Below are 24,837 nucleotides of genomic sequence, written 5' to 3' on the forward strand. Positions count from 1 at the left end.
GAGATGAATATGCAAAAAGCATTAGAGACGAAACGTTTGACGCTGTCTTATGGTGAAACAATTATTATTGATGAGTTGAATTTAGAAATTCCAAAAGGCGAAATTACAATCTTTATTGGTTCTAACGGTTGCGGGAAATCAACTTTATTGCGTTCACTAGCTAGATTATTAAAACCAACAACTGGTGACATTTTGTTAGATAATCAAGTGATTCAAAGTATGCAAACGAAGCAAATCGCTCGTCAAATGGCAATTTTACCGCAAGGACCGCAAGCACCTGAAGGGCTTACAGTATTGCAACTTGTAAAGCAAGGACGTTATCCATATCAAACATGGCTGAAACAATGGTCAGAAAAAGATGAGGAAATGGTACAAAAAGCACTTGTGGCAACAGGTATGACAGAATTTGCTGAGCGTGATGTGCATGCCCTTTCAGGTGGACAACGTCAACGTGCTTGGATTGCAATGACACTTGCACAAGATACAGATATTATTTTACTGGATGAGCCTACTACATATTTAGATATGACTCACCAAATTGAAGTGTTAGATTTATTATTCGAATTAAATGAAACAGAACAAAGAACTATTGTTATGGTATTGCACGATTTGAACTTGGCATGCCGTTATGCAGACAACATTGTAGCTATTCAAGATAAACAAATATATGCGCAAGGTAAACCAGAAGAAGTTGTTGATCAAAAGTTAGTTCGTGATGTATTCCGTATGGAGTGTCAAATAAGCGCTGATCCGTTATTTGGAACACCGCTCTGTATCCCGCATGGAAGAGGAAGAAGTGTACGTAAAGAAGCTGTTCAAGCGATGAGATAAAAAAAACGATGAGTAATTCATCGTTTTTTTTATTTTTTGCAAGAAAATAGTAGGAAGAGGGGAATACGTAACCGACGTTCATATTCTTCTTCACTCTGAAAATAGGTTTGATTGGGTATAGCTTCTTTTAAGGATGTAATTGTAAATCCGGCTTGTTGTAACAATGTAAAATATTCTTCTATTGTACGATGATATTTAATAACTTCTTGATCAATTCAAGGTTCAATGCGTTTTCCCGTTTTAAAATAATCATCGATGAGCCAGCTCGTTCTTTTACCGCTCGTTTGTAAGCTTTCAAATGAAGAGGTAATAATAGGATGTTGAACGCTAAAGATAAAGGTTCCATTTGTTTTTAAAGTTTGATACACATTTTGAAAAAATGATAGGAAGCTGTTCAATATAATGTAAGGCGAGTCTAGATGTTACTAAATCAAAAGTAGCAGGAGGGTACGTGTAGTCTTTGAAGTTTAAAAAATGGACGGCCCCATTTTTATTTTCTAGTTGTTTTTTAGCTTTTTCATACATAAGTTCGGAGCCTTCAATACCAGTGTAAGAGTGGCAGCCATTCTCTAATAATTCCTCGCCAAACTTGGCGTCACCGCAGCCTAAATCGAGGATCTTCTTTCCTTTCACATCACCAATGAGTTGAAAGAAGGCTGGTTTTTCAAGTGATTCATTTGGGCTATTTTCTCGGTATCTTCGTTTCATATATTGTTCAAAAAATGCTTCGTTATTATATACATCAGATTCAGTAAATACCATGATTGAAGCCCCCTTAAATATTTTTTTATTCTACCAAATATGAAAAGTAAATGATAGATTTCTTGTAATGAATCATATATAATCTAGAATTGTAAGCGGTTACTTTAAACTATTTTTCTATAATAAATTCTGAAAACGTGTTAAGCTAGTAGAGGGATTATTAGAACTATTAAGACAATAATTCGCTTACATGAACGATGGGAGGCTTCACAATGTCTAGTAAAACACTTGCGAAATTTTTAGAAGAAAATTTAGAGGATTTAAAATCAAAGGGGCTTTATAACGTAATTGATCCGCTTGAGAGTTCAAATGGACCGATCATTACAATTGGCGGAAAAGAATATATTAACTTATCTTCAAACAACTATCTTGGATTAGCAACAGATAGCCGTTTGCAAGAAGCAGCAATTGGTGCAATTCATAAGTACGGCGTTGGAGCAGGAGCTGTTCGTACAATTAATGGTACTTTAGATTTGCATATTAAATTAGAAGAGACAATTGCAAAGTTTAAACATACAGAAGCAGCAATCGCTTACCAATCAGGATTTAACTGTAATATGGCAGCGATTTCAGCCGTTATGGATAAAAATGATGCGATTCTTTCAGACGAATTAAACCATGCTTCTATTATTGATGGTAGTCGTCTATCAAAAGCAAAAATTATTGTTTATAAACATTCTAATATGGAAGATTTACGCCAAAAAGCAATCGCGGCGAAAGAATCAGGGCTTTACAATAAATTAATGGTAATTACAGACGGTGTCTTTTCAATGGATGGAGATGTTGCAAAACTACCAGAAATTGTTGAGATTGCAGAAGAATTAGATTTAATGACATACGTAGATGATGCACACGGTTCAGGTGTACTTGGTAAAGGTGCAGGAACTGTAAAGCACTTCGGTCTGTCTGATAAAGTTGATTTCCAAATTGGTACATTATCAAAAGCAATTGGGGTAATTGGTGGATATGTAGCAGGGAAACAAAACTTAATTGACTGGTTAAAAGTTCGTTCACGTCCATTCTTATTCTCTACAGCATTAACACCAGCTGATGCGGCAGCTTGCATGAGATCAATTGAAATTTTAATGGAAAGCACAGAGTTACATGATCGTCTATGGGAAAATGGCCGCTATTTAAAACAAGGGTTAAAAGAACTTGGCTTTAACATTGGAGAAAGTGAAACGCCAATTACACCTTGTATTATTGGTGACGAAGTATTAACACAAGAATTTAGTAAACGTCTAAATGAAGAAGGCGTATATGCAAAATCTATCGTGTTCCCAACTGTAGCTAAAGGAACAGGACGCGTTCGTAATATGCCTACAGCAGCTCATACGAAAGAAATGTTAGATGAAGCAATTCGTAAGTATGAAAAAGTAGGGAAAGAAATGGGCATCATTTAAGTAACGACATCTTTTGAATAGCTTGCAAATGAGGAGTGGGGAAAATGAAAAAAATTCTAGTAACCGGTTCTTTAGGGCAAATTGGTTCTGAACTAGTAATGAAACTTCGTGATGTATACGGTGCATCAAATATTATTGCAACAGATATTCGTGAAACAGATAGTGAAGTAGTAACGTCTGGTCCATTTGAAACGTTAGATGTAACAGATGGACAAAAACTACATGATATTGCAAAGCGTAATGAAGTAGATACAATTATTCATTTAGCAGCTTTACTTTCAGCAACAGCAGAAAAAAATCCGTTATTTGCTTGGAATTTAAATATGGGTGGACTTGTAAATGCGTTAGAAGCAGCTCGTGAATTGAACTGTAAGTTTTTCACGCCAAGTTCTATCGGTGCATTCGGTCCATCAACGCCGAAAGATAATACGCCACAAGATACAATTCAGCGTCCTACTACAATGTATGGGGTAAACAAAGTAGCAGGAGAATTACTATGTGATTATTATCATCAAAAGTTTGGCGTTGATACGCGCGGTGTACGTTTCCCAGGTTTAATTTCTTACGTAGCTCCTCCAGGAGGCGGAACAACTGATTATGCAGTTGAAATTTATTATGAGGCGATTAAAAAAGGCACATACACCTCATACATTACAGAAGGAACATACATGGATATGATGTATATGCCAGATGCTTTACAAGCGATCATTTCATTAATGGAAGCTGATCCAAATAAGCTAGTGCATAGAAATGCATTTAATATTACAGCAATGAGCTTTGAGCCAGAGCAAATCGCAGCATCAATTCGTAAACACATCCCGACGTTTACAATGGATTACGCTGTAGATCCTGCTCGTCAAACAATCGCTGATAGCTGGCCAAACTCTATTGATGCAACAGCAGCAATGAAAGAGTGGGGCTTTAAAGCAGAATACGATTTAGACAAAATGACAACGGACATGTTGGCTAAGTTAAAAAAAAAGCTCACAGCTGAGTTAGTGATGAATTAATAGGAAGGGTCGATTCTTAGGAATCGGCTCTTTTATTTGTATTTTTAAGAATATACAAATAACTACAGGCGTGATAAAATGAATTAATTTGTATATAAAGGGGAGAGATACAATGGAGAAATGGGAATTAGCAAAGGAAATTTACAATACATCGCGTTTAACAGGAACATTTAAGCTTCGTTCAGGACAAGTATCAAATCAATACTTTGATAAGTACTTATTTGAATCTAATCCAGTACTGTTATTAGAAATTGCCAAACAATTGAAAGAGCTCATTCCTCCTGAAACAGAAGTGCTAGCAGGTTTAGAAATGGGAGGAATTCCAGTAGCAACAGCATTATCTTTACAAACGGGTATACCGGTTGTATTTGTAAGGAAAGAAGCGAAGAAGTACGGTACATGTAAGTTAGCAGAAGGTATTGATATTGCTGGGAAAAATGTTTGTGTTGTTGAAGATGTTATTACGACAGGCGGTCAAATATTATTAAGCGCGAAAGAGTTAAGAGAACTCGGTGCGAAAGTGAATCATGTTCTAGGTGTAATCGAACGAACAAAAGAGGGAAGAGAAAACTTATTAGAAGATGGCTTACAGCTACATTCTTTATTTACAATGGATGAGTTAATTGAAGGAGAAAAGGAACATGCAAAGAGTTGACGTCGTATACGCACTAATACATGATGAAGAAACAGATAAAATATTAATGGTACATAATGTAGAACAAAACGTTTGGTCATTGCCAGGCGGGGCTGTTGAAAAGGGTGAAACGTTAGAGGAAGCTCTAGTAAGGGAAGTAAAAGAAGAGACAGGTTTAACGGTTCTGGCAAGTGGACTTGTTGCGATCAATGAAAAATTCTTTGAAGAGTCAGGGAATCATGCGCTATTGTTTACATTCCGAGCAAATGCAGTAAAAGGTGAACTGATTGCAGAAGATGAAGGAGAAATTTCTGCAATAGAGTGGGTAGATCGAACGATAGCAAATGAACGATTCCCATTCTACGATGGAGGATTCGAGGCATTATTAGAAGTAGCCATTCCATACAAGTTTCAACCAGAAACAAAGTGATTGAAAGAAAAAAACAGGAGCGCAAGGCTCCTGTTTTTCTATTCAATCGTCTTCAGTAATAACTTTTTCAATAGTGGTTTAATCTTCAGACGTAAATCTTCAGCGTGATTTGCAACTAAGAAGTGATGGTTATAAATGTTCTTCATTAATTGATAAGTGGCTTCTTTCGCTTCGCCTTCTTCGATGAAGATCCCGATTACTTCCATACCACTTTTACGAGCAAGTTTGACAGCTTCATGCGTATCTAAAATACCGTCTTGTTGATAGTCTAGTGCAGAAGGTTCACCGTCTGTAAAGACAAGTAAGAATTTATGCTTTTCTGGTCTTTTCGCAAGCTTTTCAGAAACGATACGAATGATATATCCGTCGCGGTTATCTTCTTCTTCGCGAAGCTGCATAATTTCGGGGCCAACGTTTGGTAACGTTGAGTTTTTGTATGTCACAACTTCATGGATAACGTTCGGTTTATCTTCAGGCTTAGCACTAGAAGCATCTTCCCAAAATCCGCTAATAGCGTGCGGGATTTTTAAAGATTTCAATGCTTCATGGAATAGGACGACACTCTTCTTCGTTTCTTCCATTTTGTTATACATAGAACCAGAGCAGTCCACTAATAGTTGGAATGCAACGTCGAGCTCTTGTGATTCTTGTCCTTTTTTATAAAACATGCGAGGCTGCTTTTCAGTATAAATACGAAGAAATTTCTTACGAAGTCTTCCGTAATATTTATCACTATTTGCATTCGTTTTATTTTCAATCGTTTTTTCGATAATTTTCTTTAATTCTTTTACATCTTTATTAACGACTGATTTGATAGCTTGGTAATCCTTTTTCTCATCAGAATTTGATTTGCGAGCTTCTTTAAATGTATGGGAAGCTCCCACATTATACTTGCCGTATGCACCGTCGTTTTGGCTAGAAGCATGAGACGCTCTTGCTTCCTCTGTATCAGCACCATCAAAGTTAGATTGTGTACTTTTTTGGGAAGTACCTTGTACAGAACCAAGTGCTTGGTCACCATCTTCTGATTCACGAGCAGTATCACCCATCATATTTGTTTTTGTTCCGCTTTCTAAATCAAAGCGTAAAAAGTTCTCGTTTTCATTGTTTTTATTTTCACGGTGCCATGTCGAGAAGCTTTCATCCATTTTGTTTTTGTTATCATCGTCATCTAGGAGCTGCGTATCATCATTTGCTAATTTTTCAGCGCGACTGTCTTTCTCATCTGCAATCACAGATAAATAAAGCGGTGCATGTCCGAAATAATTATTAAGCATATCACTTTCAAGAAGTCCTTCTAAACGATAGCGAATTTTCTCAACAATATACATAATATCTTCCGTATTACGAGCTTGGAATGTTTCATGTAAAATTGATTCAATTTGCTCGAAATATTCATTATTAAACATTTCATATTTATCGCTCGTTAATGAAAGATAGCAGAGACAAAATAGACGATCACCGTGATAGTTACGAACACGATTGATTTCATTTTGTGAACCAAAGTAATTGCGATACATTTCTTTTCTTCTTTTAAAAACATGCTTTGTGCCAGGGCGTAAGTTTTTTACGATTTCCTCAACACGTAAATCTTCTAATAGAACAAATAATTGTGTTAAAAACTTTTTTAAGGGTGATTCTTGTAATTCAATCGCATAAGAACGAATTAAAGTCATGTCCGAGTAATGTTTATTACCAAGTGCTTTTAAAAACACTTCGCTTTTTAATCCGATTACTGTATCCTCTTCTTTTCGATCATCCCAAAAGTGACTAATGACAACCTTTTTTTCAATTTCGTCGTAGTATGCTTTATAGCCATACTCAAGGTAGGCATCATCTTCTTTTAGAAGAGCATACATTAAGTTTTCCATTTGTAGAAACAGCGACGCATCAATTTTTTTGTCACTAAAAATTTGTCTCATGAATTATCCCTCAAAGAAATAACTTTCTGCTAATTCACGGACAGTCATTTGTTCTGTTTCATCGTTTAATTTTGCGATAATACTACGTTCAATTGCACGCATAACAGGAATATATACACCTAAATCACATGCGTCGATAATGCCACGAATACTTGCTGCTTCTTCACTTACACGTCCATCACGAGCTAAAGGCATAAGGTCGCTTGCAAATGCAACGAACTTTTCAATTGTTGCAACATCATTTAATTTTGATTCAGATAGTAATAGTTCTTTTAATGTGTCACCTTGAATGTATGGAACTTCAATAATAACGAAACGGTTTTTTAATGCTTCGTTTAGTTCACTTGTTCCAACGTAACCTTCATTAATTGCTGCAATTACACGATACTCGTCATCGCCATATACAACCTCTTGTGTAAATGGATTTGTAATCATTTTACGGTAATCTAATGCACCGTGAAGAAGTGGTAACGTTTCAGGTTTTGCCATATTGATTTCATCAATATATAGGAAATGACCGTTCTTCATTGCTTTCATAAGAGGGCCGTTAACGAATGTAACTTCAGATGCGCCATCTTTCGTTTGTAGTGTGTTGTATCCTAAAATACCTTCTACATCTAGGTCAACAGAACAGTTAATGCTATGCATTGGTTTTTGGAATAAAGAAGAAAGAGTTTCAGCTAGTACTGTTTTACCACTACCAGTCGGCCCTTTTAATAGAATGTTTTTGCCAAGAAGAAGCGCTGTAATAGCATCTTCAATAATGCTGTTATCAGATGCTTTATATATTTTCTTTCCAATTAAATGTGCATTTTCACCAGCTTCTTGTTTATTTTTTTCGTGAATGGTTGAGAGCTGTTGTTTTAAATCAGCATGTATATGAAATTGTTCTAACATGTATTTCCCACCTAACATTATTTTCATAAAGTAATACATCTTATGATAACTTGTTTTAATATGGTATGCAAAGAAAAGGAGAGAGGGGAAATGGAAAAGAAAAAGCAATCAATAGTACATTGATTGCTTACAGTAAAGGAGAAATGAGTCGCATGAAAGACTCTAATATTCGTTTTTTGATACTTCTTTTTTGGAATGCGTTCCATTTAATTTCAGTGGAATGCTTAAAGTCGTCTTCAAAATCATGTTTAATATCATGAACGGTTTCTGATTCATATAGTACGCTAATAAGTTCATAATTTAATTCAAAGCTGCGTACGTCCATATTTGCCGTTCCAATTGTCGCGATCTTATCATCAACGAGTACAATTTTTGCATGCATAAAACCATCTTTATAACTATAAATGGAAGCACCAGCTTTTAAAAGCGGAGTGAAGTAGGACTGAGATGCTTGATCACTAATAATACTATCACTTTTACCAGGATATAAAATGCGTACATCTATGCCAGATATTGCACTTAAACGTAATAATGTTAAAGTTTCTTGATCTGGAATAAAGTAAGGTGTAGCGATCCAAATCGATTTTTTTGCAGATCCCATAACAGCTAATAATGTATTGCGAATGCTTTTATCATCTGAGCTAGGCCCGCTCGCTACAATTTGCACAGCACCTTCTGCACTTGAAATTTCTTTACCTGGGAAGTATTGTCTATTCATAAATTGATCCCAAGAATAAGTATTCAATCCACTAGAGGCATAGAGCCAATCTTCTAGAAAAATTGCTTGTAATTTATATAACGCTTTTCCTTCTATTTTTAAATGACTATCACGCCAAACGGGAAATTTTTTTGAACGGCCAAGATATTCATCACCGACGTTGAGTCCACCAGTAAAACCGATTTCTCCATCTACAATAACGATTTTTCGATGGTTACGATAATTGACAGTTTCAAGTAACCAAGCTGAAAAAATAGGGTCAAATTCTACAATTTCAATACCAGCTTCTTTCATAGGTTTTAAAAAGCGTCTTCTTAACGTATTACTTCCGAGTCCATCATAAAGAAAGCGTACAATAACACCAGATTTTGCTTTTTTTATTAAAGCATCTCGAACTTTCGTACCAATCTCATCAGATTTATAAATATAGTATTGAATATGTATGTGATGTTTTGCTTGCTCGATAGCTTGCAAAATTTCTGAGAATGTTTGATCTCCGTTTGTTAAAAGCTTTGTAGTTGTTCTATCTGCGGCAGGCCCGCCTTCAAATTTTTGTACGACTTCTGTTAAATGGGCAGAGCGTTCACTTAATGGGACTTTGAGTGATAACTCTAGTCGTCTTCCTTCTAATATTTCACGGAATAATTTTCTTTGTTCTTCTGAACGATGTAGATGTTTTTTCCTTCTCCAACGGCTACGACCGAAAATAGAGTATAAAAGCACACCTACAACAGGAAGAAGTGCTAATACTAAAAACCACGCTAAGGTGCTTTGAGGAGATCTATTTTCGATGAAAATAACGAATGAAATTCCTACGATTGTAATAGACCATAGGGCACCGACAAATGTATATAAAGAAATAAACGATGTATTTAATAGGAAAAGAACGATAGATATAATTGTAAATATTAATAGTAATTGAACGATAGGCTTTTTCATTTCTATAAAATTCCTCTAATCTTTCTTAAATATAGACTTCTTATATAAAAGGTATAATCCGACATTCTTATTATAAAGTGTTTTGTTTTTTTTACAAAATATAGACATTTTCCCCATGCTTTCCGCATTTGTCCTACATACAGTATATTGTTACGTTATTATCCTGCTATTGGCTGGTTAATAAACAGTGTAGGGGGGACAAAACATTTGTCCTTTATATAGGAACGGGGATAACCATATCATGGATTTGTAACAGGTGCATGATGAAGCCGAGGATATGGTTATTCGTATTATACGGATTCTTCTTATTATATAGGTTACTAACAAAGTCCGTACTATTCATACAATACCTATTAAGATGAGAAAATGGAAAAGGAGAGGGGAATAATGAATTATATAGAAAATAACGGATTGTATTATCGTCATAATCATGGAGGTCACCATCATAATGGCGGGCATAACCACCATGGAGGTCACCATCATAATGGCGGACATAACCATCATGGAGGGCACAACCACTATGATCATCACCACCATCACGGAGGTGGATGGGGCTGGGGTGGCGGCTCATGGGGCGGTGGATTTTTCCCAGGAAGTTTTGCTGGAGGCGTGTTAGGTGGACTTACAGCTGGCGCATTAACGGGTGCAGCAAGTGGAGGCTACTATCCAGCACCGTACCCAGTAACTTATCCAGCACCATATCCAACTCCATATCCGGGGTATCAGCAAATACCATATCCGTATTAAACTAAAAAAGAGGCTTTCCTCTTTTTTTAGTTTAATAAAGTATTTATAAAATATTTCCAAAATAAAGGTGGTAATATGTTAATATTTTGTTATTGTAATTCAAAAACATATATACTAATTTTAACTTTTATATTATTATCCGTGAATAGTTGTATAGTGTGCTCGAAATTCTATTTCGCTAGTAAAGTAAAGAGGTTAGATGTGAGCGGGATTAGTAGGAAACAATGGTCGTATAGAGCTAGTTATAAAGGAATGTAAGAGAATGAATAATGTATAATAAAGTAAGCTAATTATAGCGATAAGAAACTACTATTTATAATTGAAACGGTATTATATTGCTTTTTATTACAAATAATATTATGTTATTTTAATCGGCATATTTCAAAATGTGATGAATGCAAATAGCTATTATTAAGAAATGAAATATCTCTATTTCTATGAAGAGAAACAAGTTGTGTTTTAGTCAGATAGGAAGCAAGGAGAGATGCGCATGCTAGAACAAAGAGGTCATGCATTATATGACTCTTCATTGCGAGATTTAAAGTTAGCATTAGATGAGTCTTCAATTGTTGCAATTACAGACCGAAATGGTCTTATTACATATGTAAATGATAAGTTTTGTGAAATCTCCAAATATACACGAGAAGAGTTAATAGGGAAAGATCATCGTATTTTAAATTCAGGATATCACCCAAAAACATTTTTTCAAATGCTATGGAAGCGTATTTTAAGCGGAAAAGTATGGAGAGGTGAGATTCGAAATCAAGCAAAAGATGGGACGTATTATTGGGTTAAAACAACAATTGTTCCGTTTTTAAATGAAAAAGGAGAGCCGTATCAATTTATCGCGATCCGAAATGATATTAGTAGTAGGAAAGAAGCAGAACAGAGGTTGCGGTTAAGTGAAAGTCGTTATAGGGAGCTTGCGTATCATGATGCTTTAACGAGTTTACCGAACCGATTGCAGCTAATAACGACTGTAAACGAGATGATTGCAGGAAAAAAAGAATTTGGTATGATTTACTTTGATTTGGATCGTTTTAAATTAGTAAACGATACGCTAGGTCATATGATAGGGGATTTACTTTTAAGCGAAGTTGCTTCACGGTTGCATTATGTGCTAGGAGAGAAAGACGTTCTGGCTAGGCTGGGGGGCGACGAATTTGTGCTGTTAACAAAAAATCATAAACAAGATGAAATGAGGCAGTTAGCAACATCTGTGTTGTCATGTTTTCAGGCACCATTTATGCTTGAAGGTCATGAAGTATACATTTCAGCTAGTCTAGGACTGTGCGCATATCCGCAAGACGGACAAGATGTAGAAACTCTATTGAAAAATTCGGATTTAGCCATGTATAGTGCGAAAGAACAAGGCAGAAATGCCGCGTGTTTCTTTACAGATGAGTTACGTGCGAAAATAAATCGTAGAATGAAAATTGAATTCGCTTTGCAAAAGGCAATTCGTGATGAAGAATTAGATGTGGTACTGCAGCCTATTATTGATTTGAAAACGAAGAAATATACCGGTATTGAGGCTTTAGCACGCTGTTCGACAGAAGAAGGGCCTATTTCGCCAGGCGAATTTATTCCAGTAGCTGAAGAATCTGGACTTATTATAAAATTAGGAGACTGGGTATTAGAAAAGTCATGTCGCTTGTTTAAAACATTGCCAGATTACGAAGAAGGATTAAAGTTATCTTTTAATTTATCCATACAACAATTAATGCAAAAGCGTTTTATTTTATCTGTACGTAGCATTTTAAGGAGAACTGGCTTTCCACCGAATCGTTTAATTTTGGCAGTAACGGAAAGTATCGCTGTTCGCCATTTTGATTATATTATTGCTACATTACAAGAATTAAGAAATATGGGTATTTTAATTGCTTTAGATGACTTTGGAACGGGGTATTCTTCCTTATATTATTTAAAGCAATTGCCACTGGATATAGTGAAAATTGATCGCAACTTTATTCGTGAATTTCATTATGATCACGCACAGCCAGAGCGAACGATTGTAAAATCTGTTATTGAAATTGCTCATAGCTTAAATTTAGCAGTAGTTGCTGAAGGAGTAGAAACAGTAGAGCAAGAAAGTTTATTACAATCTATGGGCTGTGATTACGTCCAAGGATTTTATTATGCGAAACCTTTATCTGTAGGAGAGTTAAAAGAAAAGTTAATTACAGATTTTTAATAAAAAAGAGAAGCTGGTAGCTTCTCTTTTTTTAATTCGTTTTTTGTGAGTTTTTCATTAGTACTGGATAAAGAATAAGACCTAATACGAACAATCCAATTCCTAAGAAGAACGTTTTTAAATCAGCAGTTCCGGTTTTGATAACCCAAATAGAGTATACAAATGCTAATGTAGTAATGATCCCATCCTTTATTCGAGAGCCAGGCATTATATCATACGTTTCTCCTGTAATAACCAATTTGAATTGGTACAGCGTAGAAACAAGGTATGGAATTAAATAAGCTAATGTTGCTACAACGATAGCGAAATTATACGCTTCTGACACGGTACCAGAAATCGTTGAGAATAAGAAAATTTGCGTCATCACATTTGTAATAAATAATGATTTTGAAGGACTACCTTTTTTATTTGTTTTCGCAAAAAACTTAGGGAAAAGTCCATTCTTTGCTGCCTGGTAAGGTACTTCTGAACTAACAACGATCCAGCCAACTGTAGATCCAAATAAAGATACAAGTGCAAGTAAAGCCATGATATATGCGCCTTTATTGCCAATTGCTAAATTTAATGCGTCTACTAATGGTTTTTGAGATTCTTTTAAAGCATCTTGCGAGAGAGCTCCCATTGTAAGTAAAGTAATTGACATGTAAATAAGAAGAGCGATAATCAACCCGAAAATGGTAGCTTTTTTTACATCGCGCTGAGATTTTGCGCGGTTAGAAAGCATTACAGCAGATTCAATACCGATAAATGCCCAAAGTGTTGCGATAGCAGCTGAATTGATTTGTCCACCTAACGAAATTGATTGTCCTGCTTCATTCATAAATGTTTGACCGTCTCCGAAATTAGAGGCATTGAAAATGAATAATGTGATTACAATAAACATTGTAAATCCAATAATTTTTGCAATGGTAGCAAGAAGATTCATATTTCCAGCTCGGTCAATATTTTGAGAAAGAATATATTGAATTCCCCATAACATAAGGCTACATACGAGGAAAGTTAGTCCTTTTCCGAGTTCTAGTGAAAATCCGTTCGTTGAAAAAAGAATTTGCTTACTTTGTAACACTGGAAAGAATGTTGATAAATATCCAGCAAAGGAAATAATAACAGATGCGGTTGCAGCCCAGTTTGCAGCCCAATAGCCCCATGCCATACTATATCCTGCAACTTTACCCGCTTTTTTTGAAGGGAACATCGCTTGAGCATAACTTTGTGGTCCAGCTTTTAATTCTGGTTTTCGGATTGCTAAATTTCCAAATACGAGTGCAATCATAAATACGCCAAGGCCTGTAATACTCCATGCGAGTGTAGAACCCATTGGACCTGATACGTGTGCTAAATTTGCTGGGAGCATAAATACGCCACCGCCAACCATATTTCCGATTACAAAAGCTGTTAAAATCCATAATCCCCATTTTTTCGTTTCCATTTTTGTTAACTCCTTTGTAGTAAGTTTTGCTTAAACATCATTTTTTACTAGCTTTTTGGCAATAAAAAAGAGCCATGTAGATAAAAAATACCTACATGGCTCTTCGCCTAACGTAGGTACAACGGGAATAACCCTTGTACCTACGCGTAATTTTTCCGCTAGGTTTCAAGGGTTACGTATGATGATGATGTTTTTGTGCAAATGTAACTACAATTGTTGTATAAGTAAGCATAGTTCTTTGCTCCCTTTCTCCTCTGATTTTGAAGTTAGTATACTACATGTTTTTTTGAATGAAAAGAAAAATATAAAAATTTTTATAAAAATACGTTTTAGAGATTAAATATTTACCTGTATTTTTCCTATACTGGAAAATAAGTGAGAGATTGGCAGAAGAGTGTAGCATGGTATAATACATATAGAATTAGAAGGTGACAAGGGGCTATTGTAGATGATGAGTAAGTATGAACAAATTTATACAGAAATCAGTAAGTCTATTGATAATAAGCAATTAAAAGAGGGATGCAAAATCCCATCCGAAACTGAATTAATGAAGCAGTATGAAGCAAGCCGCGGTACGGTGAGAAAAGCTGTAGATTTATTACAAGAGCGTGGATATGTTCAAAAAATACATGGAAAAGGTGTTTTTGTTTTAAAGCGAAAAAACATTGAATTCAACTTTGGTGGTATTGTAAGTTTCCAAGAAGAAAATGAACGTTTAGGACGCCATTGTATTACAGAAGTCGTGGAAATGGAGAAAGTAAAAGCGACAAAAGAAGTTGCGAAGCTATTAAATGTGAAAGAGAAAACAGAAATAGATCATATTAAACGAGTACGAAATATTGATGGAGAAAAAGTAATTTTGGATATTAATCATTTTGTATCGGAATATATTCCTGGATTAACGAGTGAAATTGCAGCGGAATCCATTTATAAATACATTGAGAAAGAATTAGGTCTTCATATTAGTTACTCACAGAGGGTAATTGAAGTGCAGCCATGTACAGAGGACGATAGAGAGTATTTAGATTTAAATGGAACAGACTATGTTGTCGTTGTGAAAAACTTTACGCATTTTTATGATGGAAGTCAGTTCGAATATACAGAATCACGCCATCGTTTAGATATTTTTCATTTTTCGGATGTGGCGCGGAGAAAATAAGGAGATGGAACGAAATAACGTTTCATCTCTTTTTTTATAAAAAAAATCACAAACTCGTATATACGAGTGTTGACTAACTTATATATACGAGTTAATATGTAATTGTAAACGGTATCAAAAAAAGAAAAGAGGGACGGGAATATGGGGAAAGACTATCGTCAAACAGCAGAGGAAGTGTTGCAGTATATTGGTGGGAAAGACAATATTGAACAAGCTGCGCACTGTGTAACGAGGCTCCGTATCGCTTTAAAAGATGAAAGTAAAATAGATAACGATAAATTGCAGTCTGTTTCATTAGTGAAGGGAGCGTTTCATAACGCTGGAGTATTTCAAATTGTAATTGGTCCAGGAGATGTTGATCGAGTATATGCGGAATTGATAACGCTTGCAGGTATGAAGGAAGCGACAGTAGCTGATGTGAAAGACTCTGGAAACCAAAAGTTAAACCCAGTTCAAAAGTTTGTAAAAGTATTTTCAGATGTATTTATGCCGATATTACCAGCGATCGTAACAGCTGGTTTACTAATGGGGATTAACAATCTATTAGGAGCGAAGGACTTATTTTTTGAAGGTAAAAATTTATTAGATGTATATCCAAACTTAAGTGGGCTTTGGGATTTAATTAATATGATGGCGAATACAGCATTCGTATTCTTACCAGCACTTGTCGGTTGGTCAGCAACGAAGCGTTTTGGTGGTAGTCCGATATTAGGGATTGTTATGGGATTAATGCTTGTGCATCCAGCCTTATTAAACGCGTGGGATTATGGTAAAGCAGCAACTGGTTTAGATGGACAAAAGATTGAGTACTTCGATATTTTAGGATTATTTCAAATTGAAAAGGTAGGGTATCAAGGTCAAATTCTACCGGTTTTAGTAGCAGCATTCGTACTAAGTAAAGTAGAAATCTTCTTAAAGAAACATGTACCAAATGCAATTCAATTATTAGTTGTACCAATTACAACGATTGTCGTAACAGGTGTGTTAGCATTAGGAATTATTGGTCCAGTTACACGTCATATTGGAGATTTATTAACAGCTGGATTAGTAGGTGTATATGAAACAGTACCAGTAGTTGGAGCAGTATTGTTTGGAGCATTATATGCACCGCTAGTAATTACAGGTATGCATCATATGTTTATTGCTATCGACTTACAATTAATTGCACAACACGGTGGTACATTCATTTGGCCAATGATTGCCCTTTCTAACATTGCGCAAGGTAGTGCGGCGCTTGCGATGTTCTGGATTTCTAAAAATCAAAATGATAAAAGTATGGCATCTACATCAGCAATTTCAGCATATTTCGGTATTACAGAGCCAGCTATGTTTGGTGTAAACTTACGAAATAAATTCCCATTCTATGCAGCAATTATAGGATCGGCTATTGCAGCTATATTTATTACGTTAAATGGTGTATTAGCACCTGCTATCGGAATTGGTGGATTACCAGCATTTATTTCTATCATTCCGAAATCGATTCCAATATTTATTATAGGAATGGTTATTGCGGTTGTAATCCCGTTTACGTTAACGTGGTTATTTGCAAAAAGAGTTAAACAGAAGTAGGAGGAAGTTAAACATGAACGATTGGCATAAAAGTGTAGTTTATCAAATTTATCCGAAGAGCTTTAATAGCTATTACAATAAAGAAACCGGTGATATAAAAGGGGTTACAGAAAAACTAGATTACTTAAAAGAACTCGGGGTAGATTATATTTGGTTAACACCGATATACCAATCACCACAAAATGATAATGGATACGATGTAAGTGATTATTACAGCATTGATCCATCTTACGGAACGATGGAAGAGTTTGAAGAGCTTTTAGAAGAAGCGAAAGCGCGTAACATTGAAATTATGCTAGATATCGTTGTAAATCATAGCTCGACGGAGCATAAGTGGTTTAAAGAAGCGAAAGAAGATAAAAATAGTCCATATCGTAATTACTATATTTGGCGTGATGAAAAAAATAATTGGCAATCTAAGTTTGGCGGATCTGCTTGGAAGTATGATGAGAAGACAGAGCAATATTTTTTACATCTATTTGATGAGACACAAGCTGATTTAAATTGGGAAAATGAAAAGCTTCGTGAAGAAGTATATGATATGATGCGTTTTTGGCTTGATAAAGGGGTAACTGGATTCCGATTAGATGTTATTAATTTAATTTCAAAAGATCAACAGTTCTTAAATGATGATGGAAGTACGGCGACAAGCGATGGCCGTAAATATTATACAGATGGTCCGCGTGTTCATGAATATTTACAAGAGATGAACCAAAATGTTTTTGAAGGGAAAGATGTCATTACAGTTGGAGAAATGTCATCTACGACAATTGATAATTGTATTAAATATTCGAATCCTGATCGTAATGAACTGAGCATGACATTTAGTTTTCATCATTTAAAAGTAGATTACCCGAATGGGGATAAGTGGACGAAGGCGGATTTTGATTTCATTAAATTAAAAGAGATTATGTCTAATTGGCAAATTGAAATGCAAAAAGGCGGCGGATGGAATGCGTTATTCTGGTGTAATCATGACCAGCCTCGTATTGTGTCACGCTTCGGTAATGATGAGAAGTATAGAAATGAATCTGCAAAAATGTTAGCGACAGCTATGCATATGTTGCAAGGCACACCTTACATTTATCAAGGCGAAGAAATCGGTATGACGAATCCTAAATTCGAGTCTATTGAGCAATATCGCGATGTGGAATCGTTAAATATATATGATATAAAGCGAGAAGAAGGATTATCAAAAGAAGAGATTATCGGGATTTTAAAACAAAAATCTCGTGACAACTCTCGTACACCGATGCAGTGGAATGAAGATATAAACAGCGGTTTTACAACAAGTACACCTTGGATTTCAGTGGCTGAAAACTTTACAGAAATAAACGTAGAGAAGGCATTAGAAGATAAAGAGTCTGTATTTTATCATTATAAAAAGTTAATAGAACTTAGAAAAACGTATGATGTAATTACAGAAGGAGAATATGCTATTTTAGATGAAAATCATGCTAAGATTTGGGCATATACTCGTACTACAGAGAGTGAAGTGCTACTTGTTATAAATAACTTCTATGGAGAAGAAATAACGTATTCTGTACCAGATCATGTTCAAGTAGATGGAATGAAACAAGAAGTACTACTGTCGAATTATAAAGATTCCAGCAAGGATATTACAAAACTTAACTTAAGACCATATGAATCAATCGTGTATCGATATATGAAATAAAAAGGTTGTATGCCCGCGTGGCATACAACCTTTTATTTTAAGACACCGCTATACAAAATACTTACTTCTACCTCAGGCTTAAATTTTACTTTTGCATAATCTTTATTCCAATTTTTTTTCTTCCATAGGTCAGGATGATAGGCGATAAGATGTCTACCAATTCCGAAAGCATCACAATTTGCTTTTTGTAACTTTTTCGTTATCTTTTTAGCTTCTTTCGTCAGCTGTTTAGATAATTCTTTATTTAGCTTTTTTCTTTCATCCATTTTATAAAGATTGTCTCTTGGAGCTTCAAGAGCGATAACTTTTAAGTGAAGCTTAATGTGAGCATAAACATTTCCTTTTTTATCTGTTGTTATTTTTAAGTCTCGTTTTAACTTTCGATTGCTAATTTCCATTGTTAAATAATCGGATGTCTTCTCTGATTCATCGCTAGTAAGTTTTTGGGTTATACGGGCACTTGTTCCCATTTTTCCGGTTAATAATACGAATAAAACAGATTGTTTTAAAGGTAAATGCCCAGTCAATTTATCATTGTTAAATAAAGCTAACCCGTTTGTAATTACTTCTTTTCCTTTTATTTTTATAGAAGGGAGGGTAAAGTCTTTGCCGGGATCTAACATTTTTGTAGCAGCTGTTTCTAAAGTTTCTTTTGGAAATACACTCATATCTTCTAAGCTTTTCACTTTTTTCTGTAGGAAATCTCCAATTAGTAAATTTCCTACTTTCTTTTTTTCTAGTATCTCCGATGTTTCACCATCTACTGCAATAATTTTTACTAAAGCAGTTGGATTTGTTGGGTCTCGAAAACTAACATCCAAATAGGGTAGTATCCCTTTTTTTAGAATTTTGGTTCCGAGTAATTGCACACCATATTTGAAATAACGAATATTTCCAGTCACATTTTTTTTTAGGGCGTCGCTTGTATCTCTTATGTTATGTCCGGTTGCTGAATGTATTTCATTCTCGAATGAAGATTGCTCTCCGCTTGAACTTTTTACGAGCTCGATTGTTTGCTGAAGTTTATTCTCTTCCGTAATATCAGATCCAATACTATAAGCTAACCTTGCCTCCCTTAATGGTTCTTGATCCCAACAGCCAGAAAGGAGGGAACTAGTACATAATATAAAAAGTAATTTAGCTCTTTTTTTGAACATACTGTTCTCCTTTCTTCTTTCTTATTACTGAATAAAGTAGAAATAAAAGAGGGAGGACAACGATGAAAATATAGGTGAACTTATCAGTGAAAGTGGAAATTACTTTTAATTCTTCAGGTGTATCTATAAATAAGGCTACACTGAAAGCAATAATACCAACGATTGGAACAGCCTTTTTATGATTAGCAAGATTGAATATATGTCCAATTCCTATAGAAGCGGCACAGTAATAACTAGCAATGGAAGCTACAACAGTTATCATCCAAATTGGTATGAATAGTAAATCAGTTCGATCTATAATCCCGATATGCAAGGAGCGTAATAAGTAAGCAACTGGTTCTGGAATAAGTTCAACTTGTTTTGGACTAAATACGATAAAGCAAATCCAAACAGTAAAAGTATAAAAAAGTGTTACAAATCCATTAGCGATAGAAATGGCCTTCAGTTTTGCGACAGAACTCCCGTTTACTTTTGGAAAAGCGATAAGAATAATTTCAAAACCATACATGGCTGTAATTGTTTCCTTGGATGCTTGAATTATATTCCACCACCCGGCTTCTGTAATAGGAAAAATATAAGAGAAATCAGCTCGGGAAAGCCCTAGGGCAATTAAAAGGGCCATTGGAATAATGAGAATAGAGGCCATGACATAAAATCGTACGATGACTTTAAACGTGTTATAAGCTACATAACAACAAGCTATTGTAAATAGGATGAGAATGGCAGACCAAGGAGTTGCTTGTAATATCCAAACTTTAATGACATTACAAGCATTTAACATAACCGTCATACCGATAAGGGTAAAATAAAAAACATAAGCAAAGCCTAATAGTTTTCCAAACTTATTACCAAATAGCATACAAATACTTTCATACATATCTGCATCAGGAAATCGTTTTAAGAAAAGCCACATAAGTAAAATAATAAGTTGAATTGCAAGACCAGCGATAAGAGCAGAAATCCATCCGCCGCCTTTTGCTATCGGATGAAGACGGTTAGGTAGAGATAGTATACCGACCCCAATTTGGCATTGAATAACGAAAAAGGTAAATTGAACAAGTGAAATTTTACTTTGCGTGTTTGTCACCGTCCTCATCCTCTCTCGTTACATGTTGGCGCTGCATTTTTTTCGGTTTTGGATCATGTGGTCGTTCCCAAAATGACCAAATTGGTAGTCTTACAAAAGAATCTTTCATATCTTTAATCCGCATCGGAGCAACAGGAGAAAGATATGGTGTATGAAATGAATGTAGTTGGCATAAATGAACGAAAGTTATAATTAGACCGAATGAGATGCCTACATATCCGAATAGGGCAGCAAGGAGCATTAATGGAAAACGAAGAATTCGAACAGCTGAACTCATATCGTTTGATGGAACGAGAAAAGACGAGATTGCAGTTAAAGTTACAACGATAATCATTGTGTAAGAAACAAGTCCGGCCTTTACAATTGCATCACCAATTACTAAGCCACCTACAATACCGATTGTTTGTCCAACTCGGCTTGGCAAGCGAATACCAGCTTCCCGTAATAATTCAAAGATTAATTCCATTAAGAGAGCTTCAAAAATAGGAGGAAGTGGTACTTTCTCTAATGAAGCTTTAATTGTATACACAAGTTCGAGCGGCAATACATCAGGATGAAAGGCTACGGTTGCGATATATATAGCTGGTAAGAGAAAAGCAATTAAGAAACTCACTAAGCGAATCATTCGGACGAAAGAACCGACAATCCAGCGGTTATTATAATCGTCTGGTGATTGATAGAAAGCAAATAACGTAACAGGAACGATAAGCGCTGTGGGATCTCCATCAGATAAAATAGCAACTCGTCCTTCCATTAAATTTGCTGCGACTCTATCTGGACGCTCTGTATTTAATTGCTGCGGGAAGGGTGAGAAAGACGTGTCCTCTATAAATTCTTGTATGTATCCTGGAGGCATGAGTGCATCCGTTTTAATCGTTTCTAACCTTCTTTTCACTTCTGTAACGAGATCGTCATTCGCTATGTTTTGCATATAAGCAATTGCCACTTTTGTATGCATTTCTTCACCAAGTGTGAAATATTTAACGACGACATTTGGACTTTTTATGAGTTTACGAATCGAAGCTAAATTGGTTGCTAAATCTTCTACAAAACCAGTATGCGGTCCACGGACAATGCCTTCATTATCAGGTTCTGTTATATCTCGCTTTAAAGAAAGAGCTGTTTCAAAAATACAAAAACTGTCGACTTGTTCATGAAAATATAATGATTTTCCTTGTAATAGAAGCTGTACGCCATAATTTAAATTTGTTTCTTTTTTCATATTTAATGTGGCGAAAGCTTTATCCAAAGGTAAATCTGAACGGGTTAATAAAGGCTCAAGAGCTAATTGGTGAATTAAATTTGGGTCTGTTAAAGATTCGATATATAAGATCGTTCCTTTTCCATTTTGAAAAGGGAGATCTAATTTTTTTATATCATCAGAATGGGAAAGTTTATTTTCAATGTAATTAATGTTCTCCGGAAGTGATGGAAACATATGCTTTTGATTCTTACTCTCTTGTTGGTCTTTGTAATCAGTCATAATTTCCACCTCTTTTAGAATAAAGTCACTTCTGTTAATTTTTGTCGTTTGTGAGAAATTTATGCTTGGATTATTTAGAAAAAGTAGGGGGATGGAAAAGAACGTATATATTAACGATATTAATATATATCTTTTGTACTATAAGGGGGTAAACCTAGCGGTATGTATAATTACATCATTCGATGAATAGGAAATTTAAGAAAAGCGATTTATAATACTAGTATTGTGTCTTGCCTTTTTAGGTATAGTACACAGCCGGTGATTGGCTAGTGGAGGTTCTTCCATTTTGCCAGTGCCGGTTTTTTATTGGATAATAGAGAAAATAAAGTTTTATAAAGAAAGAAGGGGTTGTTTTGAAGGATGTAAATTCTATCTTTATGAGAGAAAAGATTGCTAGTTCTTATCTTTATTTTATTTCTTTTCTTGGTTTGATTACTATAACTATATCTTTACTTGAAATTAAAATCCCTTCTTATCCAACGATATTAATATTGTTATTAGTATTTATGGGGATTGCAGAGTATTTTCCTGTACGATTTTGGAGAGGAACTAGCTCGCTTACCTTTCCGATAATTTACGCTATGAGTTGGCAGTTTGGAATCCATATAACTATTATTGCTATTGTACTCGTAACGCTAATTATTCACCTACATCGTCGGTCACCGATACAAAGAATGTTATTTAATAGTACTCAGCATGCGCTTAGTTTGCTCTTGGCCCAATGGTTTTCAAATAAATGTACATCCTTATTAATTAACAAGATAGATATGTCAGTTCTATATGAAAATTTAATATCTTTGTTATTATTTTGCGTGTTTTTTTGTTTTTTCAACAACCGCTTTTACGATTTGTTAATGATACTCCTTCCGCAGCCATATTCAATCTATCAGTGGTATAAGAAAACTGTAACGGTATTTCTTTGCGAAACTTTTGGTTTCTCTTATGCGGCACTGATGCATGTATTAATTAGTACGTATAGTGTGGAAGTAAACGAGATTACAGTACTGTTTTTCTTTTTTCCACTTGTAGCAACTTCAGTTATTAGTTCTTTTTCTGTACGGATAAGGATGGAGAAGGAACGATTATATGAGTTATTCCTGATTACGACCGAAATTAGTCGAGGACTGACCGGAGGAAACTTGAAGCATATTAAACAAGCACTTAAAGGTTTTTTTGGCATACAAGCATATGTAATATGGACAAAAGATGATGGGAACTGGAATATTCTATTAAAAGATGGGAAAGTACGCTCTGATATTTCTGACCATTCAGAAAAGTTTAAGGCGTTTGAGGAACTCTCTAAAAATTTAGTATTTAATGATTGGAAAATTGGTACGGCTCCTGGAGATGAAATATTTGATAGTGTCATACGCTCACTTGTATACTTTCCTCTTATTGTAAATGATGAACTAGTCGGAATGTTTGTTGCAGGGAAAAGTAGAACTGCAGGTTTTTTTCCGGAAGATGTACAGTCGTTAGCTACATTTTCTAACCAATTAGCTAACGTAGTTAAAACAAGGATATTGATTTCTGAACAGGAAAAAAGAATGATTTTAGAAGAAAGAAATAGAATCGCACGAGAAATTCACGATGGTATTGCGCAAACATTAGCCGGGGTGATATTCCAACTAGAATCCGCGCAGAAAAAATACCATGATAAACAAATAGATATGCAGCAAGTAGTAGAGAAAAGTATAAAAGATTTAAGAGGAAGCCTAGGAGAAGTTCGCTATTCTATTTATGCTTTAAAACCATATCCGACACAACAATTAGGGCTTAAGCAGGCGATAGCAAGTAAAATAAAATCATTAAAACAAGAATATGAACTAGATATTACATATCATGAAAGAGGTCATGCACGTGCGCTTAGCTTTTCAAAAGAAAGAGTTATTTTTGATACATTACAAGAGAGTTTGCAAAACATTGTAAAACATGCAAAAGCAGAAAAGACTGATGTTTTACTCAGCTATCAAAGTGAGCACGTGCTTTTAAGGGTTAAGGATAATGGAGTTGGCTTTTCACTATTTGAATCTATGGTTAAAACGAAGAATGAGCCACATTATGGTATATTACATATGAATGAACAAGCTGAACAATTAGGGGCTACTTTACAGATTGATAGTTCTGTAGGGAAAGGGACAGAAATTACACTATTAATTCCAGATTCACAAACAAGGGGTGCGTAAAATGATTAAAATATTAGTAGTGGATGATCATGCTTTTTTACGAGACGCAATTCGGAGCATACTAGAGGATGAATCTGATATGAAAGTGGTTGGAGAAGCTAGCTCTGGGGACGGAGTCTTGGAAAAAGTAGAAGAATGCAGACCGGATTGTATTTTGATGGATATTAATCTTCCAGGGAAAAATGGGATTGAAGCTACAGAGTTAGTAAAAAAAAATTATCCAAATTGCCGAGTACTTGTGTTTACAATGTATGAGCATGATGAGTATTTAATGGATGCACTTCAGGCCGGTGCTGATGGTTATTTATTGAAGGACTCATCATCGGAGCAGGTAATAGAAGCAATTCGAATGTTATATGGAGGTGATTCAGTTATTCATCCGCGTATGACTAAAAAATTAATTACATATCATCAGCAGAAAATGAAATTAGAATCAAATGAAAATGAACTGACGGAACGTGAAAAGGAAATTCTCTTTGAATTAGTAAAAGGACTTAGTAATAAAGAAATTGCTGAAGCTCTATATATTAGTGATAAAACAGTTAAGATTCACATCAATAAAATTTTGTAACTACTCAGCTTCCTCAGACAAAAAAGCATGCTAA

The 24,837-nt window shown here is 35.2% G+C and carries 18 protein-coding genes and 2 pseudogenes; 12 read left to right on the forward strand and 8 right to left on the reverse strand.

All coding sequences use genetic code 11. The features are described from left to right. The first annotated feature begins 9 nt into the window (after positions 1-9). Positions 10-831: an ABC transporter ATP-binding protein gene (locus QCI41_RS21085; RefSeq protein WP_353836768.1), complete on the forward strand. Its 822-nt coding sequence runs from the start codon at positions 10-12 to the stop codon at positions 829-831. Positions 832-860: 29 nt separating this feature from the next. Here QCI41_RS21085 and QCI41_RS21090 read toward each other — a convergent pair. After that, a pseudogene (locus tag QCI41_RS21090) lies at positions 861-1,593 on the reverse strand (class I SAM-dependent methyltransferase). Between the two features lie 212 nt (positions 1,594-1,805). Here QCI41_RS21090 and QCI41_RS21095 point away from each other — a divergent pair. The 4 genes from QCI41_RS21095 to QCI41_RS21110 all read left to right on the forward strand — a co-directional run bounded on the left by QCI41_RS21095 (position 1,806) and on the right by QCI41_RS21110 (position 5,070). Further along, positions 1,806-2,996: a glycine C-acetyltransferase gene (locus QCI41_RS21095; protein ID WP_353836767.1), complete on the forward strand. Its 1,191-nt coding sequence runs from the start codon at positions 1,806-1,808 to the stop codon at positions 2,994-2,996. Positions 2,997-3,040: 44 nt separating this feature from the next. Continuing rightward, on the forward strand, positions 3,041-4,006 hold the full coding sequence (locus tag QCI41_RS21100) for an L-threonine 3-dehydrogenase (RefSeq protein WP_353836766.1): 966 nt from the start codon (positions 3,041-3,043) through the stop codon (positions 4,004-4,006). Between the two features lie 112 nt (positions 4,007-4,118). After that, positions 4,119-4,661, forward strand: a complete 543-nt coding sequence (pyrE, locus tag QCI41_RS21105) for an orotate phosphoribosyltransferase (RefSeq protein WP_353836765.1) — start codon at positions 4,119-4,121, stop codon at positions 4,659-4,661. Next, entirely contained in the window at positions 4,648-5,070 is a 423-nt protein-coding gene (locus QCI41_RS21110) for an NUDIX hydrolase (protein WP_353836764.1), read from the forward strand. Before pyrE ends, QCI41_RS21110 begins: the two co-directional genes overlap by 14 nt. A gap of 38 nt (positions 5,071-5,108) precedes the next feature. Here QCI41_RS21110 and QCI41_RS21115 read toward each other — a convergent pair whose 3' ends face one another. From QCI41_RS21115 to QCI41_RS21125, 3 genes are all read right to left on the reverse strand, one after another. Beyond that, on the reverse strand, positions 5,109-6,992 hold the full coding sequence (locus QCI41_RS21115) for a vWA domain-containing protein (RefSeq protein WP_353836763.1): 1,884 nt from the start codon (positions 6,990-6,992) through the stop codon (positions 5,109-5,111). 3 nt (positions 6,993-6,995) lie between these two features. Next, complete coding sequence (locus QCI41_RS21120) at positions 6,996-7,889, reverse strand: ATP-binding protein (RefSeq protein WP_000892965.1); 894 nt, start codon at positions 7,887-7,889, stop codon at positions 6,996-6,998. Between the two features lie 127 nt (positions 7,890-8,016). Next, on the reverse strand, positions 8,017-9,546 hold the full coding sequence (locus tag QCI41_RS21125) for a cardiolipin synthase (protein WP_353836762.1): 1,530 nt from the start codon (positions 9,544-9,546) through the stop codon (positions 8,017-8,019). Positions 9,547-9,933: 387 nt separating this feature from the next. On the opposite strand from QCI41_RS21125, the gene QCI41_RS21130 reads away from it, so the two are divergent. Continuing rightward, positions 9,934-10,293, forward strand: a complete 360-nt coding sequence (locus QCI41_RS21130) for a cobalt transporter (RefSeq protein ID WP_075310695.1) — start codon at positions 9,934-9,936, stop codon at positions 10,291-10,293. A 490-nt stretch (positions 10,294-10,783) separates the two neighbouring features. Continuing rightward, positions 10,784-12,487: a putative bifunctional diguanylate cyclase/phosphodiesterase gene (locus QCI41_RS21135; protein ID WP_353836761.1), complete on the forward strand. Its 1,704-nt coding sequence runs from the start codon at positions 10,784-10,786 to the stop codon at positions 12,485-12,487. A gap of 31 nt (positions 12,488-12,518) precedes the next feature. Here the strand turns inward: QCI41_RS21135 and QCI41_RS21140 are convergent, their stop codons facing one another. After that, positions 12,519-13,916 carry an amino acid permease gene (locus tag QCI41_RS21140; protein WP_000448430.1) on the reverse strand — a complete coding sequence of 466 codons (1,398 nt, stop codon included), beginning with the start codon at positions 13,914-13,916 and terminating at the stop codon, positions 12,519-12,521. A 448-nt stretch (positions 13,917-14,364) separates the two neighbouring features. On the opposite strand from QCI41_RS21140, the gene treR reads away from it, so the two are divergent. From treR to treC, 3 genes are all read left to right on the forward strand, one after another. Further along, complete coding sequence (gene treR / locus QCI41_RS21145; protein ID WP_097917718.1) at positions 14,365-15,075, forward strand: trehalose operon repressor; 711 nt, start codon at positions 14,365-14,367, stop codon at positions 15,073-15,075. Between the two features lie 141 nt (positions 15,076-15,216). Further along, entirely contained in the window at positions 15,217-16,644 is a 1,428-nt protein-coding gene (treP, locus tag QCI41_RS21150; RefSeq protein WP_353836760.1) for a PTS system trehalose-specific EIIBC component, read from the forward strand. 13 nt (positions 16,645-16,657) lie between these two features. Then, positions 16,658-18,319 carry an alpha,alpha-phosphotrehalase gene (gene treC / locus QCI41_RS21155; protein WP_353836759.1) on the forward strand — a complete coding sequence of 554 codons (1,662 nt, stop codon included), beginning with the start codon at positions 16,658-16,660 and terminating at the stop codon, positions 18,317-18,319. 32 nt (positions 18,320-18,351) lie between these two features. Here the strand turns inward: treC and gerKC are convergent, their stop codons facing one another. From gerKC to gerKA, 3 genes are read right to left on the reverse strand one after another with little or no spacing between them, the layout of a single operon-like run. Beyond that, positions 18,352-19,476: a spore germination protein GerKC gene (gene gerKC / locus QCI41_RS21160; RefSeq protein WP_353836758.1), complete on the reverse strand. Its 1,125-nt coding sequence runs from the start codon at positions 19,474-19,476 to the stop codon at positions 18,352-18,354. Next, positions 19,457-20,563, reverse strand: a complete 1,107-nt coding sequence (locus QCI41_RS21165) for a GerAB/ArcD/ProY family transporter (RefSeq protein WP_353836757.1) — start codon at positions 20,561-20,563, stop codon at positions 19,457-19,459. Before QCI41_RS21165 ends, gerKC begins: the two co-directional genes overlap by 20 nt. Then, a complete protein-coding gene (gene gerKA, locus QCI41_RS21170; RefSeq protein WP_353836756.1) occupies positions 20,544-22,046 on the reverse strand; it encodes a spore germination protein GerKA in 1,503 nt (500 codons plus the stop codon). Before gerKA ends, QCI41_RS21165 begins: the two co-directional genes overlap by 20 nt. Before the next feature lie 353 nt (positions 22,047-22,399). Between gerKA and QCI41_RS21175 the strand changes: the two genes are divergently transcribed. Together QCI41_RS21175 and QCI41_RS21180 are read left to right on the forward strand one after the other, a co-directional pair. Further along, positions 22,400-24,232 (forward strand): GAF domain-containing sensor histidine kinase, encoded by a 1,833-nt coding sequence (locus QCI41_RS21175; protein ID WP_353836755.1) that lies wholly within the window; start codon positions 22,400-22,402, stop codon positions 24,230-24,232. A gap of 1 nt (position 24,233) precedes the next feature. Beyond that, a pseudogene (locus QCI41_RS21180) lies at positions 24,234-24,797 on the forward strand (response regulator); the annotation flags it as partial. Positions 24,798-24,837 lie beyond the last annotated feature (40 nt).

It is taken from the genome of Bacillus cereus group sp. MG4, from assembly GCF_040460055.1.
Taxonomy (GTDB): domain Bacteria; phylum Bacillota; class Bacilli; order Bacillales; family Bacillaceae_G; genus Bacillus_A; species Bacillus_A wiedmannii.

Bases quoted from the DNA above. Each gene is read 5' to 3' on its own strand.
- QCI41_RS21085 (WP_353836768.1), top strand. From the start codon at position 10: ATGCAAAAAGCATTAGAGACGAAACGTTTGACGCTGTCTTATGGTGAA.
- QCI41_RS21095 (WP_353836767.1), top strand. From the start codon at position 1,806: ATGTCTAGTAAAACACTTGCGAAATTTTTAGAAGAAAATTTAGAGGAT.
- QCI41_RS21100 (WP_353836766.1), top strand. From the start codon at position 3,041: ATGAAAAAAATTCTAGTAACCGGTTCTTTAGGGCAAATTGGTTCTGAA.
- pyrE (WP_353836765.1), top strand. From the start codon at position 4,119: ATGGAGAAATGGGAATTAGCAAAGGAAATTTACAATACATCGCGTTTA.
- QCI41_RS21110 (WP_353836764.1), top strand. From the start codon at position 4,648: ATGCAAAGAGTTGACGTCGTATACGCACTAATACATGATGAAGAAACA.
- QCI41_RS21115 (WP_353836763.1), bottom strand. From the start codon at position 6,992: ATGAGACAAATTTTTAGTGACAAAAAAATTGATGCGTCGCTGTTTCTA.
- QCI41_RS21120 (WP_000892965.1), bottom strand. From the start codon at position 7,889: ATGTTAGAACAATTTCATATACATGCTGATTTAAAACAACAGCTCTCA.
- QCI41_RS21125 (WP_353836762.1), bottom strand. From the start codon at position 9,546: ATGAAAAAGCCTATCGTTCAATTACTATTAATATTTACAATTATATCT.
- QCI41_RS21130 (WP_075310695.1), top strand. From the start codon at position 9,934: ATGAATTATATAGAAAATAACGGATTGTATTATCGTCATAATCATGGA.
- QCI41_RS21135 (WP_353836761.1), top strand. From the start codon at position 10,784: ATGCTAGAACAAAGAGGTCATGCATTATATGACTCTTCATTGCGAGAT.
- QCI41_RS21140 (WP_000448430.1), bottom strand. From the start codon at position 13,916: ATGGAAACGAAAAAATGGGGATTATGGATTTTAACAGCTTTTGTAATC.
- treR (WP_097917718.1), top strand. From the start codon at position 14,365: ATGATGAGTAAGTATGAACAAATTTATACAGAAATCAGTAAGTCTATT.
- treP (WP_353836760.1), top strand. From the start codon at position 15,217: ATGGGGAAAGACTATCGTCAAACAGCAGAGGAAGTGTTGCAGTATATT.
- treC (WP_353836759.1), top strand. From the start codon at position 16,658: ATGAACGATTGGCATAAAAGTGTAGTTTATCAAATTTATCCGAAGAGC.
- gerKC (WP_353836758.1), bottom strand. From the start codon at position 19,476: ATGTTCAAAAAAAGAGCTAAATTACTTTTTATATTATGTACTAGTTCC.
- gerKA (WP_353836756.1), bottom strand. From the start codon at position 22,046: ATGACTGATTACAAAGACCAACAAGAGAGTAAGAATCAAAAGCATATG.